The 13211-nt window shown below is 35.9% G+C and carries 12 protein-coding genes; all 12 read left to right on the forward strand.

Translation table 11 applies throughout. The features are described 5' to 3' along the window. The first annotated feature begins 2 nt into the window (after positions 1 to 2). The 12 genes from rimO to ACZ48L_RS01045 all read left to right on the forward strand — a co-directional run bounded on the left by rimO (position 3) and on the right by ACZ48L_RS01045 (position 13137). A complete protein-coding gene (gene rimO / locus ACZ48L_RS00990) occupies positions 3 to 1313 on the forward strand; it encodes a 30S ribosomal protein S12 methylthiotransferase RimO (RefSeq protein WP_219446413.1) in 1311 nt (436 codons plus the stop codon). Between the two features lie 12 nt (positions 1314 to 1325). After that, the gene (locus tag ACZ48L_RS00995; protein WP_025790589.1) at positions 1326 to 1619 is read left to right on the forward strand and encodes an HU family DNA-binding protein; all 294 of its coding nucleotides are present in this window, start codon (positions 1326 to 1328) and stop codon (positions 1617 to 1619) included. Next, positions 1612 to 2766, forward strand: coding sequence for an HU family DNA-binding protein (locus ACZ48L_RS01000; RefSeq protein ID WP_025790587.1), 1155 nt, complete (start codon positions 1612 to 1614; stop codon positions 2764 to 2766). Before ACZ48L_RS00995 ends, ACZ48L_RS01000 begins: the two co-directional genes overlap by 8 nt. Positions 2767 to 2911: 145 nt before the next feature. After that, positions 2912 to 3907: an AAA family ATPase gene (locus ACZ48L_RS01005; RefSeq protein ID WP_025790585.1), complete on the forward strand. Its 996-nt coding sequence runs from the start codon at positions 2912 to 2914 to the stop codon at positions 3905 to 3907. A 53-nt stretch (positions 3908 to 3960) separates the two neighbouring features. Beyond that, positions 3961 to 4830 (forward strand): DUF58 domain-containing protein, encoded by an 870-nt coding sequence (locus ACZ48L_RS01010; RefSeq protein WP_025790584.1) that lies wholly within the window; start codon positions 3961 to 3963, stop codon positions 4828 to 4830. Beyond that, entirely contained in the window at positions 4830 to 5876 is a 1047-nt protein-coding gene (locus tag ACZ48L_RS01015; protein WP_025790582.1) for a hypothetical protein, read from the forward strand. Before ACZ48L_RS01010 ends, ACZ48L_RS01015 begins: the two co-directional genes overlap by 1 nt. Positions 5877 to 5887: 11 nt before the next feature. Continuing rightward, a complete protein-coding gene (locus ACZ48L_RS01020) occupies positions 5888 to 6844 on the forward strand; it encodes a vWA domain-containing protein (RefSeq protein ID WP_025790581.1) in 957 nt (318 codons plus the stop codon). A gap of 38 nt (positions 6845 to 6882) precedes the next feature. Next, positions 6883 to 7872 carry a VWA domain-containing protein gene (locus ACZ48L_RS01025; protein WP_025790579.1) on the forward strand — a complete coding sequence of 330 codons (990 nt, stop codon included), beginning with the start codon at positions 6883 to 6885 and terminating at the stop codon, positions 7870 to 7872. Between the two features lie 21 nt (positions 7873 to 7893). After that, on the forward strand, positions 7894 to 8562 hold the full coding sequence (locus tag ACZ48L_RS01030; protein ID WP_025790577.1) for a tetratricopeptide repeat protein: 669 nt from the start codon (positions 7894 to 7896) through the stop codon (positions 8560 to 8562). A 7-nt stretch (positions 8563 to 8569) separates the two neighbouring features. Beyond that, complete coding sequence (locus tag ACZ48L_RS01035) at positions 8570 to 11131, forward strand: BatD family protein (protein WP_025790576.1); 2562 nt, start codon at positions 8570 to 8572, stop codon at positions 11129 to 11131. 31 nt (positions 11132 to 11162) lie between these two features. Beyond that, entirely contained in the window at positions 11163 to 11858 is a 696-nt protein-coding gene (locus ACZ48L_RS01040; protein WP_025790574.1) for a phosphatase PAP2 family protein, read from the forward strand. Positions 11859 to 11865: 7 nt separating this feature from the next. Next, on the forward strand, positions 11866 to 13137 hold the full coding sequence (locus ACZ48L_RS01045) for an S-adenosylmethionine:tRNA ribosyltransferase-isomerase (RefSeq protein ID WP_025790573.1): 1272 nt from the start codon (positions 11866 to 11868) through the stop codon (positions 13135 to 13137). The last annotated feature ends 74 nt before the right edge of the window (positions 13138 to 13211 follow it).

A 13211-nucleotide genomic window follows, 5' to 3' on the forward strand; every position in this document is an offset into this window, starting at 1 on the left:
AAATGAAAAAGAACCAGATTGATATTGTAACCATGGGGTGCTCAAAAAACCTTGTGGATTCCGAACTTATCATGAAGCAGTTTGAGGTTAATGGCTATTATTGCACTCATGATTCAGAGTGCCCAGAAGGGGAGATAGCTGTAATAAACACCTGTGGCTTTATTGAAGCAGCAAAGGAGGAAAGTATTAATACTATACTGGAATTTGTTAATAGAAAAAAGAATGGACAGCTTAATAGATTGTATGTCATGGGCTGTCTCTCGGAGCGCTATAAAGATGAATTAGAAAAAGAGCTCCCAGAGGTTGATAAATTTTATGGTAAGTTTAATTATAAACAGTTGCTGTCTGATCTTGGTAAGGCTGAAATTCCTTCTTGTGACGGATTACGACATCTCACAACACCACGCCATTATGCTTATGTAAAGATAGCTGAAGGATGTGATCGTCATTGTGCCTATTGTGCTATTCCCCTTATTACTGGTAAACATCATTCAAGATCTATAGAGAATATCCTTGGAGAAGTCAGAGAACTTGTTGCTCAAGGTGTAAAGGAGTTTCAAATTATTGAGCAAGAGCTGACTTACTATGGAGTAGATATTGATGGGAAGCACCATATAGCTGAACTTATTTCTCGTATGGCTGATATAGAAGGGGTACAATGGATTCGCCTTCACTATGCCTATCCTAATCAGTTCCCACTTGAATTACTTGATGTAATAGCAGAGAAACCTAATGTATGTAAGTACTTGGATATCGCTTTCCAACATATTTCTGATCATATGTTAAAGCGTATGCATCGTCATGTTACTAAGAGTGAGACAATGAATCTTATAGAGAAAATTCGACGTAGAGTACCTGGTATTCATCTTCGGACGACCTTGATGGTCGGTTTTCCTGGTGAGACAGATGACGATTTTGAAGAATTGAAGGAATTCATCTCTAGAGTTCGCTTTGAACGTATGGGTGCTTTTGCTTATTCTGAAGAAGATGGAACATACAGTGCAACACACTATAAGGATGATGTTTCTAACGAAGTAAAGCAGCAAAGATTGGATGAATTATTAGCAATTCAACAAGAGATATCAAGACAGTTAGAAGCAAAAAAAGTTGGAAAAATATTTAAGGTGGTTATTGACCGCAAAGAGGGAGATTATTATGTTGGGCGTACAGAATACTGTTCTCCTGAAGTTGATCCAGAGGTTTTGATCCCAGTCGGAAAAAAAGTGTTGTGTGTAGGTAATTTCTATAGTGTCCGTATTACAGAGTCTGATGAGTTTGACCTTTTTGGTGAGGTAGTTTCATACGACGATTAAACTTTAAAAGATATGAATAATAAAGAGTTTATTGGCGCGATTGCTTTAAAGACAGGATATACTCAAGATGAGAGTCAGCAGATGGTGAAAGATGTTATAGAACAGCTGAGTAAATACTTTGAGTCAGGTGAATCTGTAGCAGTTTCAGGCTTTGGCACATTTGAAGTTAAGAAACGATTAGAGCGTGTAATGGTAAATCCGGCAACAGGCCTCCGAATGTTGGTTCCTCCCAAGTTGGTACTTAACTTTAAGCCTGCTACAATGATAAAGGTACAAGTGAAGAAAGGGGGAATGGAGAATGGCTAAAAGTGTTATACAAATAATAGCAACAGCTATAGCAAAGAAACATAATATTTCTATAGCTTATGCGTCAAGTTTCGTAGAAGCTTTCTTCATGGTTATAGGAGATGAGTTGAAGAGAGGCAATCAAGTAAAAGTTAAAGGACTCGGAACATTTAAGGTTCAAACAGTAAAGCCACGTGAGAGTGTAAATGTGAATACAGGAGAGCGTGTGTTGATAAAAGGGCATGATAAAATATCTTTTACTCCTGATGCATCAATGAAAGAACTCGTTAATAAACCTTTCTCTCAATTTGAAACGGTTGTTATTAATGATAACGTGAATGTAGAAGAATTAGAGACTCTTCCAGAGGAGGAATTGTCAGATACTGTAGAGCAGGCTGATCAGGATTTTGAGGATACTATATCAAAGTCCTCTGTTGTAGAAAACAGTTTTACTGCAGCAATGGATAATTCTATAGATGAAGATAATGATTCTCCTAATACGTTTAATACTCAGTCCGTTAATGGGGTTAAGAGAACACAGGAAAATAATACTAGTCAGAAAGAGGTAGTAGAAACGGATTCTTCAATTTATTCAAAATCGCAAGAAACTCTATGTTCTACTAAAGATAAATATGTTGATACCCCTAATGTAACTACTTCTGGAGAGGCTCTTAGTGATATTGATGACACTGATGACGATATAGAATCTTCTTCTAATAGTATACTGAGAGTAATTGCATTTTTGGCTGCTATTATTATTGTTTTTCTTGGAGTCTTCTTTTGGATGAAGGTGGGAAATGAAAAAAATAATAAAGTGGAGTTAAGCCTTCAACAGAAAAAACTTGTAAAGAAGGATACCACAGTGTCAGTTGCAAAAGCTTCAGTGCCTGATACTCTAAAGCATGTTGCTTCAAGAGTAAAGAAGGTAGAATATTTTATGCATATGAATAATGATGCACGTATCCGCTATGGTGCATATAATATTGTAGGGATAGATCGTATAGTTGTATTGAAAAAAGGTCAGACAATGGCGAAATATAGCCGTCAAACCTTGGGGGCTGATATGATAGGTTATTTTCAGGTCCTTAATGGGCGTAATACAATGGCAGAAGGAGATACAATGAAAGTACCTCGTGTAGAATTACGACCCCAATACAGAAAAAAATAAAATGACAAAAAGTTTCTTAAATAATGAATTTGAGGAACTTTTTTAATATAATTTAGGCTCTTATTCTTGTTTCATATCGCTTTTATATTGTACTTTTGTAATTCATAGAGTTTATAATAAACAGTATAATATAAGAGACATTATAATGGCAGAATCTATTGATATTAGAGAGTTAAATCAACGAATAGAGAAACAAAGTTCCTTCATTACAGATCTTACGGTTGGTATGAATCAGGTTATTGTCGGGCAACGACATCTTATAGATTCGTTACTAATATCTTTACTTAGCGGTGGTCATATTCTTCTTGAAGGCGTACCTGGTTTAGCAAAGACATTAGCTATTAAGACGCTATCTCAACTCATAGACGTTCGTTATAATCGTATTCAGTTTACACCAGATCTATTGCCCGCTGATGTTATTGGTACGCAGATTTATTCTCAAAAGGATGAATCTTTTCATGTAAAGAAGGGTCCGGTTTTTGCAAATTTTGTTCTTGCTGATGAGATTAACCGTGCGCCAGCAAAGGTTCAGAGTGCTTTGTTGGAAGCTATGCAAGAACACCAAGTGACAATTGGTGATACAGCTTTTACTCTTCCTGATCCATTCCTTGTTATGGCGACACAGAATCCTGTAGAACAGGAAGGAACTTATATGCTTCCTGAAGCCCAAGTGGATCGTTTTATGCTAAAAGTTATTATAGACTATCCAACAATAGAGGATGAGAAACTTATTGTACGTGAGAATCTACAAGATAAAATGCCAGAAGTAAATTCTATTGTTTCTGCTAATGATATCTTTGATGCTCGAAAAATTGTAGAAGAAGTTTATCTGGATGATAAAATCTTGCAATATATTGCTGATGTAGTTTTTGCAACACGTTATCCTGAGCGTTATCAATTATCAGACTTGAAGCAGATGATAACTTTTGGAGGTAGTCCCCGTGCTAGTATAAATTTAGCAAAGGCAAGTCGTGCATATGCTTTTGTAAAGCATCGTGGATATGTCGTTCCAGAAGATGTTCGTGCCGTAGCTTATGACGTTTTACGCCATAGAATTGGTCTTTCATATGAAGCTGAAGCTACTAATCTCACAGCAGAAGAAGTTGTCAGAGAGGTTCTTAACAAAGTGCAGGTGCCGTAAGTTATTTGTAGTAGGTTCAGATCATATTTCTAAAGATAAAAATGTTGTAATACATGAATACCTCTGAGTTGCTAAAAAAGGTTCGAAAGATAGAGATAAAAGCTATAGGATTGAGCCGAGAAGTCTTTGCAGGGCAGTATCATTCTGCTTTTAAAGGACGTGGTATGGCTTTTTCAGAGGTGCGTGAGTATCAGTATGGGGATGATATTCGTGACATTGATTGGAATGTTACTGGGCGTTTCCATCATCCGTATATAAAGGTTTTTGAAGAAGAAAGAGAGTTAACGGTAATGTTGCTCATAGATGTCAGCGGTTCTCTAGATTTTGGAACTGTAAATCAATTGAAACGTGAGTGTGCTACAGAGATTGCAGCGACATTAGCTTTCTCTGCTATTCAAAACAATGATAAGATTGGGGTGATTTTTTTCTCTGACCATGTGGAAAAATATATTGCTCCTAAGAAGGGCCGTAAGCATATTCTATTTCTTATTAGAGAAATGCTTACTTTCACACCAGTTAGTAGAAGAACCAATGTCGGGGCAGGTCTAGAATATCTTAATAAAGTCATGAAACGACATTGTACGGCTTTTATTATTAGTGATTTTTATACTCGCAAAGACTTCTCACAAGAGCTTCGTATTGCCAATCGGAAGCATGATGTCGTAGCAATACAGGTGTATGATCCCCGTGCTAAAGAAATGCCTGATGTTGGGTTGGTAAAAGTAGTTGATGCAGAGACTGGGCACCAAATGTATATAGATACACATGATTCTCGTTTACGTAAGGCGCATAATATCTATTGGGAAGAGCGTGAACAACGATTGACTGATATCTTGAAACAGGGTCATGTTGATAGTGTGGCAATAGCGACAGATGATGATTATGTAAAGAAATTAATGTCTTTATTTTCAAAGAGAAGTTGATGAGAAAGTATATTGTAATAATAATATTGCTTATCAATGCTGTAATAGTTAGTCATGCGCAAGTACAGGTTACAGCACAGGTGGATTCCACAGATATATTAATAGGTGGAAGAGCACATTTTAGTATTGTTGTTAATGTGCCAAAAGGTGAAACGGTATCATTCCCAATGTATAAAAATGGTGAGGATATGATTCCTGGTCTTGAGGTCCTCTCCGTTAAGCGTGATACAATGATTAATGGTAATAGGCTGAAAGTCAGGATGGTATATACGTTAACGGGGTGGGATGAAAAAAAGTACTTAATACCTGTACAAAAAGTTCTTATTGGAGGGAATATTCATTATACACATCGTTTTGTTCTTAATGTGAGAGCAATTCCTATCGATGTAAAAAGAAATGTTGCTAAAGTTCCTGATGACATTTTTCAACTTCCTTTTGCGTGGGGTGAATGGATCCCTATACTCTTTCTAAGTCTTTTGGCGTTTTCATTTCTTGGTATTTCACTATATCTTTATAATCAATTGAGGAATAAAAATAAGATATGGAATTCTGTCCACTTTAAAAAGCCTCTTACTCCTTATGAAAAGGTTCTCCATGATATTGGATCTATTAGAGCTAACATAGAGTCTTATAGAGATCAAAAAGCATATTATTCGGAACTTACTGATATCCTGAAAAAATATATATCTTGGCGATTTGGAGTTAATGGTTTAGAAATGACATCTACGGAAATAATGGGGATACTAAAATCTAGATGTGAAGAAGATTCACTTGGAGATCTAATAGATTTGTTATATACGATTGATTTGGTGAAGTTTGCAAAGTTTTCTACAGGAGAAAATGATAAGCTTCTGTTTCTTGATAACATAACTCATTTCGTACATAAAACACAAATCATAGAGCCTAACGTAGAAAAAAAACAAGAACATACAAAGATTGATAGTCCTCGCTCTTTGGTAAAGTTAAGCATAGCAGTATTGATTAGTATCTCTGTAGCTTTGTTAATTTATGTTGCGGCTGAGAGTTATATTCTTCTGAATCTTTAAGTAGTATAGAAATGGAATTTGCAAATAGTGGTTATCTTTTTTTGTTACTTTTATTGATACCATATATATTATGGTTTTTCTTGAGAGGAAAAGGAAAAGAACCTATGATACGTATGAGTGATACATTTGCGTATCAGAATGTTCCTAAAAGTAGGAGAGCTAGAATGATACATCTTCCACTGGTGTTACATTGCCTTGTTTATACTTTAGTTGTAATTGTTTTAGCACGCCCTCAAACTTATAATTCTTGGAATAATGAAAATGTGGAAGGAATAGACATTATGTTGGTAATGGATGTCTCTGCAAGTATGTTAACGGAAGATGTTTTTCCAAATCGTATGGAAGTCGCGAAAGAAGTTGCATCAGAGTTCATTAATGGTCGTCCGAATGATAATATAGGTCTTACCATTTTTGCTGGTGAAGCATTTACTCAATGTCCAATGACTGTTGATCATGCTGCTTTGTTAAATCTACTTCATAATGTGAGAGCAGATTTAGTTATGAAAGGGTTGATACAAGATGGTACTGCGATAGGAATGGGATTAGCCAATGCAATTAGTAGACTTAAAGATTCTAAAGCTAAAAGCAAGGTGGTAATCTTATTGACTGATGGTAGTAATAATGTTGGGTCTATTTCTCCCATGACGGCTGCAACTATAGCAAAGAAATTTGGTATAAGAATTTATACGATAGGGCTTGGTAAAGAGACAGGTGATTCTATGGGTGCTATTGATTATAAGACTTTACAAAATATAGCAGTTTCAACTGATGGAGAGTTTTATCGTGCTCAAAGTCAAAGTGAATTATCTAGGATCTATCAAGACATTGATCAACTAGAGAAAACGAAGTTGAGTATGAAATCATATAGCCATTTATATGAAGCCTATATGCCTTTTGCATGGGCAGCTTTATTATTTTTTAGTTTAGAACTATTCATGCGTCTTCTAGTTTTTAGACGTTTACCATAAGTTCTTATTATTGCGGGTCTTACGAGATAAAATAAAGAATGTTTAGATTTGAATCCCCTATATATTTGTGGTTGCTGTTGCTGATCCCTTTATTGGCAACAGTTTACTATATGTCTTTATGTAATTATAAAAAAAGGATAAAGAAGTTTGGAACCCCAGAGTTGATAAAGAGGTTTTCTTCTACAGTAAGTCATAAAAGAATATTAATTAAGTTTATTCTGTCAGAAGTAATTTTAACTTTGCTTGTGATTATGCTTGCACGTCCTCAGGTCGGGAATAGAATAGCCAGCAAAAAAAACAAGAAAGGGATAGAAACTATCATTGCTTTAGATATCAGTAATTCGATGTTGGCACAAGACGTTCCTCCTTCGCGATTGGAAAAAAGTAAATTGATGGTAGAGAATTTAATGACTAAGTTCAGTGAGGATAAGATTGGGCTTATAGTTTTTGCTGGTGATGCTTTTGTACAGCTACCTATTACAAGTGACTATATTTCTGCGAAAATGTTCTTAGATAATATTAGTCCATCTCTGATAGGTACTCAGGGAACAGATATTGGTAAAGCGCTTAATCTTGCTATACATAGTTTTACACCAAATTCTAAAATTGGTAAAGCGATTATTGTTATTACTGATGGTGAAGATAATGAAGGTGGTGCAGAGGAGATGGCTAATGAAGCTGAGAAGAAAGGTATAAAGGTCTTTATTTTAGGTGTCGGTTCTAAGGAAGGTACAACTATCCCAATGCCAAATGGAGAAAGCCTGAAAACACCTAGTGGTGATATTGTAAAGACGCGTTTGAATGAGAAGATGTGTAAAAAGATCGCAGAAGTAGGGCATGGTGTGTATATACATGTTGATAATACAGACTTGGCGGACGTTATATTAAATCGTGAGCTGAGTAAATTGCAGAGAGGAGAAATTAATAATGTTATCTATAGTGATTTCGATGAGCAGTTTCAAGGTATAGCTCTTATAGTAATTCTACTCTTAATTTTAGAATCTTTGATTCTTGAAAGGAAAAAATAAATTGCTTTTATACTTAGATTTATGATAAGAAGGTGTTATGTCATACTATGTTTGCTTATGTTCTTTTTAACGATTAACAGTCAGACTGTTAATCAATTAATTAGAGTAGGGAACAAGCAATATTCCCAAAAAGATTATGTGCATGCAGAAATATCTTACCGGAAAGTTTTGAATAAAGATAATAATAATATAGTAGCTTGTTATAACCTTGCTAGGACTTTACAAGCTCAAAATAAGGACTCTGAAGCAAAGATTTTATATGAAAAAGTCATAAAGTTAAAGGATGCTTCTTCTGCTCGGGTTAGTAGTTATTATAATTTAGGGACTCTATTGCAAAAAGAGAAAAACTATGGCGAAGCTATAGAAACTTATAAAAAAGTATTACGTATAGATCCTAATCATAACAAAGCACGTTATAATTTGGAACTGTGCAAAAAACAGCAACAACAAAAAAAGAAGCATTCTGCTGGTGGGCGGAATAAATCTAATAATAATCAAAAGAAAAATCAGAAAAGGAATGGTGACAATAAAAATGGAGAATCGAATCAGGCAAAGAATCGTAATAGTATGAGTAGAGACAATGCCCAACAGCTTCTAAATGCAGCAATGCAGCAAGAAAAAGAAACACAAGAACGTTTATCTAAAGCAATGAAGCAACCGTCGGATCGAAAACTTGATAAAAATTGGTAAATTAAATATGAAACGATATATGATGTTTTTCTTAACCTTGTTGAGTACTCTTATTATGAGTGCACAACACATCCGTGTTACAGCGCCTAAGCATGTAGCAGTTGGAGAGGAATTTCAAATTGAGTATACGATATATACACAAGATGTTCGTAGATTTCAATTAGGCAAATTGTCTGCTGGGTTAGAGAAGGTTTTTGGTCCAGCTACGTCTTCTCAATCCAATTTCCAATTTATCGATGGACATGCTAGTAGTTCGTCGTCAGTTTCATTTACTTATGTTTTTATTGCCACAAAGAGAGGTGGGTTGAGTATCGGTCCTGCAAAAATTTTTGTTAATGGACAAGATCTAGCTTCAACCCCTGTAAAGATAATTGCATCAAATATTGCAAACAACTCCCATGCCTCAAATTCGGGTAGTTATTATGATACTAGAGAAAGATCTCGCCTTTCAAATTCAAAGATTGGCCCTAATGACCTGTTTATAAAAGTTAGAGCCAATAAGAGTACTGTTTACGAACAGGAGCCTGTTCTTTTGACATATAAGGTATATACTACAAAGAATCTTCGTCAGCTAGTTGGAAAAATGCCTGATTTATCAGGCTTTCATGTTCAGGAAATTGATCTTCCCCAACAAAAAACTTTCCATAAAGAACGTGTTGGTAAACGTATTTATAATTGTGTTACTTGGAGTGAATATGTTATGTATCCGCAGGTGACAGGTACATTGCGTGTTCCTCCATTAACCTTTCATGGTATAATTCAAGTAAATGATGCTTTTAATCCTTTTGAAGACTTTGGAATCGACGGTGGTTCCACTAGTATAAAGAAAGATGTTGTTGCACCAGGGCTTTCTATTCGTGTTCTTCCTTTGCCTACTCGTCCAACAGAGTTTTCAGGTGGAGTTGGGCATTTTAATCTTTCCGCACAATTGAATAAAAAAGAAGTTAGAGTTGGAGATCCTTTTACTATCCGTGTGGTTGTTAGTGGGTCTGGTAATTTGAAGCTTATAAAGCAACCAATTATAAAACTTCCTAATGGATTTGAAGCTTATGATGTTAAAGTGACTGATAAAACTCAGCTCACAACAAAGGGAAATGAAGGTAATATGATATATGACCAAGTTGTTGTGCCACATAAAGAAGGAGTATTCTCTATACCTTCAGCTAAGTTCTGCTATTATGATTTATTGCAAAGGAAGTTTATTACACTTCAGACAACTCCTATTGATATACGGGTTTTGAAAGGAAATGGCTCAGTTAGTGATGCAATGGAAGTTAATTTGCCTAAAGAGGATATTCTACCGTTAAAGTTGGGCAACTCGTCACTGAGTGTAGTAGATGATTCTTTCTTTGGTTCGGTAGCTTATTTCCTAACTCTTGGCCTTTTACTGGCAGCATGTGGCATCCTTTCTTTCTGTTTTCGTCGTCGGTTTGCACATCATGTAGACATGGTACTTAAGCGCGGTAAAAATGCTAATCGAACAGCAGCTATTCGGCTTCATAATGCCAACTCTTTTATGCTTAAAGGGAATAATCTTGACTTTTATGATGAGATTCTACAGGCTTTATGGGGATATGCAAGTGATAAATTGAGTCTACCTATTGAGCAGTTATCACGCGAAAATATAATTGAACAATTATCTAAGATTGGTGTATCTAATGAAATCGCAGAGAAGTTTATTATTGCCATTGATGAATGTGAATATGAACGTTATGCACCAGGTGATGAAAAAGGTAATATGAAAAAAACTTTTGATAGTGCAATGCAAGCTATAGCGGGTATCGAAGAGTCCATAAAGAAAGCAGCTCCTTCTATTAGTAAATCGTTTATTTTCGTGGTATTGTTATTTGTGTTCAGTATATTCTCTTTGCACATATCTGCACAAAGCAAGAGAGAGGTTGATCAGATGTATCAGAAAGGTAATTATAAGCAAGCTGTTAAAGGCTACGAAAATTTATTGAAGGAAAAGGAATCTGCTGCTTTGTTTTATAATCTAGGTAATGCATATTATCGTTTAGATGATATTCCTCACGCTGTACTTGCTTATGAGCGTGCGCAAAGGCTTGCGCCGAGTAACGATGATATACGTTTTAATCTCCAACTGGCTCAATCAAAAACAATAGATAATTTAACGCCAGAACCAGAGATGTTCTTTGTTACTTGGTATAAATCTTTTGTTAGTATTGTTAGTATAGACGTATGGGCTTATCTGAGCCTTATCTGTTTGTTAATATGCTTGTTAGGCCTTATCCTCTATTTGTTTATAGAAAGTGATATCGTCCGTCGGATTCTAAGGATGGTTTTACCTTTATTTTTTATTTGTTTTTTGTTGGGAACAACGCTTGCAATACAGCAAAGTTTGTTTCTTAATTCTCATGATAGAGGTGTTATCATGTCTTCATCTGCTGTGGCAAGGAAAACGCCTGACCAGAATTCTGCAGAGGTGTTTATTCTCCATGAGGGATCAAAGGTTAAAATTACAGATGATAGCATGGGGAAATGGACAGAGATAGAGCTTAATGATGGACGTAGAGGGTGGATACAATCAAGTCGTATAGAGGCAATCTAGAAAGACTTTTTGATTTGCAAGGATTCTAATAATGGATATAGGGGTAATACAAGGAATAGATAGGTTGATTCTTCTTGCTTTTAATGGAAGTGAGAATTTGTTCTTGGATAACTTCGTAGTGGTTCTGACCTCTGCTTATACCTGGATACCTCTATATTTTTCTTTACTTTATTTGGTTATTAAGAATAATGAGAACTGGCAAAAGATATTGTTAGTGATAGGTGCAGTAGCAATATGTCTGTTACTGAGTAATACCATAAATTTAGGACTTGTTAAACCTCTTGTTGCGCGTCTTCGTCCTTTAGAAGAGCCCTCTTTACGAGGGATTATCTCCGCAACAAATAACTATTCTGCATCTGGCTATAGTTTCTTCTCCTCACATACCTCGAATGCTTTTGTCTTGGCTGTCTTCTTTAGTTTGTTGATTCGAGATAAGGTCTTTACGACATGTATGCTTGTTTGGTGTTCTGTTGTTTCGCTTACTCGAATATATTTAGGGGTTCATTATCCTTCTGATGTTGTTGTTGGTATCATTTTTGGGTCATCAATAGCTGTTCTCGTTTATTTTTTATACCTTCGTATTTATATTCGGTGTAGTGATAAATTACATTATATATCTACAAAGTATACTCGAACGGGCTATAGCTTTGCAGACATAGATGTGGTTATTAGCATTCTTATATTGACTTTTATCTATGCAGCTTTTCGTGCTGTTTTATCTATATAAATAAATTATGTCTGAAGATACAAAACATATTTGCATTTCTGATTATAACTATCCGCTACCTGATGAGCGTATAGCAAAGTTTCCATTGGCAGAGCGTGATCACAGTAAATTGTTGTTATACAAGCATGGCGTTATCACAGAAGATGTTTTTTATAATCTTCCAAATTATCTGCCAAAAGAAGCTCTGATGGTCTTTAATAATACGAAAGTAATACAAGCACGTATACATTTCCGTAAGGATACAGGAGCTTTAATAGAAGTATTTCTTATGGAACCTGCCCAGCCAACGGATTATGAACTCATGTTTCAGACGAACCATCAATGCGCATGGTTTTGTATGGTAGGGAATCTGAAGAAATGGAAAGAAGGTTCTCTGCAGCGTGAATTTGAGATTAAAGGATATAGACTTACTCTTACGGCAACTCTGGATCGGGTAAGGTCTCAAGAACATGGAGGAGGGACTAATCATTGGATAACCTTTGTTTGGGATAATGAGAATATCTCTTTTGCAGAAATCCTGGAGGTTGTAGGGGAGTTGCCAATACCGCCTTATCTTAATCGGGCAACAGAAGAAAGTGATAAAGAAACCTATCAGACAGTATACTCTAAGATTAAAGGCTCTGTTGCCGCACCTACAGCCGGGTTACATTTTACAGAAAAGGTTTTAAGTGCATTGGATGCACATGGTGTTGATCGTGAAGAATTGACGCTTCATGTGGGTGCAGGTACCTTCAAGCCTGTTAAGAGTCATGAGATTGAGGGACATAATATGCATACGGAGTTTATTGTTGTAAGGCGTCAGACCTTAGAGAAATTGCTCAAGCATAATTGTAAAGCAATAGCTATAGGGACAACCAGTGTCAGGACCTTGGAAAGTCTCTATTACATGGGGGTAAAACTCGTGACAAACCCTGATTCTTCGGAGAATGAACTCCATGTAAATCAGTGGGAACCGTACGACTTACCGCATAATCAGGACGGATTAGTGGAAGTAGATGGTAATGTTATTACTGTCGAAGATTCTATTCGCCGATTACTTGATTATTTAGAAAGAGAAGATTTGATGAGCCTACATTCAAGTACGCAGATTATAATTGCTCCTGGCTATACTTATAAGATAGTAAAAGCGTTAGTAACAAATTTCCATCAACCACAGTCGACATTACTACTCCTTGTGAGTGCTTTTGTTAAAGGTGATTGGCGGAAGATTTACGATTATGCAATTGGTCATGATTTCCGTTTCTTAAGTTATGGTGACTCCTCTTTATTAATACCTTGATTGTAGCTGTAAGGAAATGGTCTTTGGACAGACTTGTCCAACTGCTTGGATCAATCTGTCTAACTGATTGGACA

Source organism: Prevotella histicola (assembly GCF_055385135.1).